Source organism: Geopseudomonas aromaticivorans (assembly GCF_019097855.1).
In the GTDB taxonomy this organism is placed as follows: domain Bacteria; phylum Pseudomonadota; class Gammaproteobacteria; order Pseudomonadales; family Pseudomonadaceae; genus Geopseudomonas; species Geopseudomonas aromaticivorans.
Window position 1 is genome coordinate 1 of the sequence record NZ_JAHRGL010000064.1, and the last position, 1,362, is coordinate 1,362.

Consider the following 1,362-nt stretch of genomic DNA (forward strand, 5'->3'; position numbering starts at 1 on the left):
TCGACCTGGCCGCGGCGCAGGGCGGCAACTGCCCGCTGACCGTCGCCGATCAGGTGGTGGTCAAGCACGGCGTGACCCTGGTCGGCCACAGCAACCTGGCCGCGCTGGTGCCGGCGGATGCCTCGGCCCTCTACGCGCGCAACCTGCTGGACTTCCTCAAGCTGGTCATCGACGGCGAAGGCAAGTTCCACCTCAATCGCGAAGACGACATCGTCGCCGCCTGCCTGATGTGTGAAGGCGGCCAGCTGCTGCGCCGCAACGCCGCCTGACCCTGCGGCCCTCCTACAAGGACAACAACATGGACCTGATTTCTGACGGCCTCTACAACCTGATCATCTTCGTGCTGGCGATCTACGTCGGCTACCACGTGGTCTGGAACGTCACCCCCGCCCTGCACACCCCGCTGATGGCGGTGACCAACGCCATTTCCGCCATCGTCATCGTCGGCGCCATGCTGGCTGCGGCGCTGACCGAGACCGGCCTGGGCAAGACCATGGGCACCCTCGCCGTGGCGCTGGCCGCGGTCAACGTGTTCGGCGGCTTCCTGGTCACCCGACGCATGCTGGAAATGTTCAAGAAGAAGGCGCCGAAGGCGCAGGCCGAGGCGCACTGAGATGAGCATGAACCTGATCACCCTGCTCTACCTGGTCGCCTCGGTGTGCTTCATCCAGGCGCTGAAAGGGCTTTCCCACCCGACCACTTCGCAGCGCGGCAACCTGTTCGGCATGGTCGGCATGGCCATCGCCGTGTGCACCACCGTGGCGCTGATCTACAAGCTCGCCGCCCAGGCCGGCGGCAGCGCCGGCATCGGCTACGTGCTGGTCGGCCTGCTGGCCGGCGGTAGCGCCGGCACGATCATGGCCAAGCGCGTGGAAATGACCAAGATGCCCGAGCTGGTCGCCTTCATGCACAGCATGATCGGCCTGGCCGCGGTGTTCATCGCCATCGCCGCCGTCGTCGAGCCGCAGTCGCTGGGCATCGTCGCCGCGATCACCGATCCGATCCCGGCCGGCAACCGCCTGGAGCTGTTCCTCGGTGCAGCCATCGGCGCCATCACCTTCTCCGGTTCGGTGATCGCCTTCGGCAAGCTGTCCGGCAAGTACAAGTTCCGCCTGTTCCAGGGCGCCCCGGTGACCTTCGCCGGCCAGCACTGGCTGAACCTGGCCGTCGGCCTGGCCATCCTCGGCTTGGGCCTGGCCTACACCTTCACCGGCAACCTGACCGCGTTCGCCGTGCTGGTGGCGCTGGCCTTCGTGATCGGCGTGCTGATCATCATCCCGATCGGCGGCGCCGACATGCCGGTGGTGGTGTCGATGCTCAACAGCTACTCGGGCTGGGCGGCCGCCGGCATCGGCTTCTCGC

The 1,362-nt window shown here is 67.0% G+C and carries 2 protein-coding genes and 1 pseudogene; all 3 read left to right on the forward strand.

Features of this window, described 5'->3' with window-relative positions; all coding sequences use genetic code 11:
- Positions 1 to 269: pseudogene (locus KRX52_RS18420) on the forward strand (NAD(P)(+) transhydrogenase (Re/Si-specific) subunit alpha); the annotation flags it as partial.
- A gap of 29 nt (positions 270 to 298) precedes the next feature.
- A complete protein-coding gene (locus KRX52_RS18425) occupies positions 299 to 613 on the forward strand; it encodes an NAD(P) transhydrogenase subunit alpha part 2 (RefSeq protein WP_217683193.1) in 315 nt (104 codons plus the stop codon).
- 1 nt (position 614) lies between these two features.
- Positions 615 to 1,362 (forward strand): NAD(P)(+) transhydrogenase (Re/Si-specific) subunit beta (locus tag KRX52_RS18430; protein ID WP_217683194.1); only part of this gene is annotated, 748 nt, incomplete at its 3' end.

Bases quoted from the DNA above. Each gene is read 5' to 3' on its own strand.
- KRX52_RS18425 (WP_217683193.1), top strand. From the start codon at position 299: ATGGACCTGATTTCTGACGGCCTCTACAACCTGATCATCTTCGTGCTG.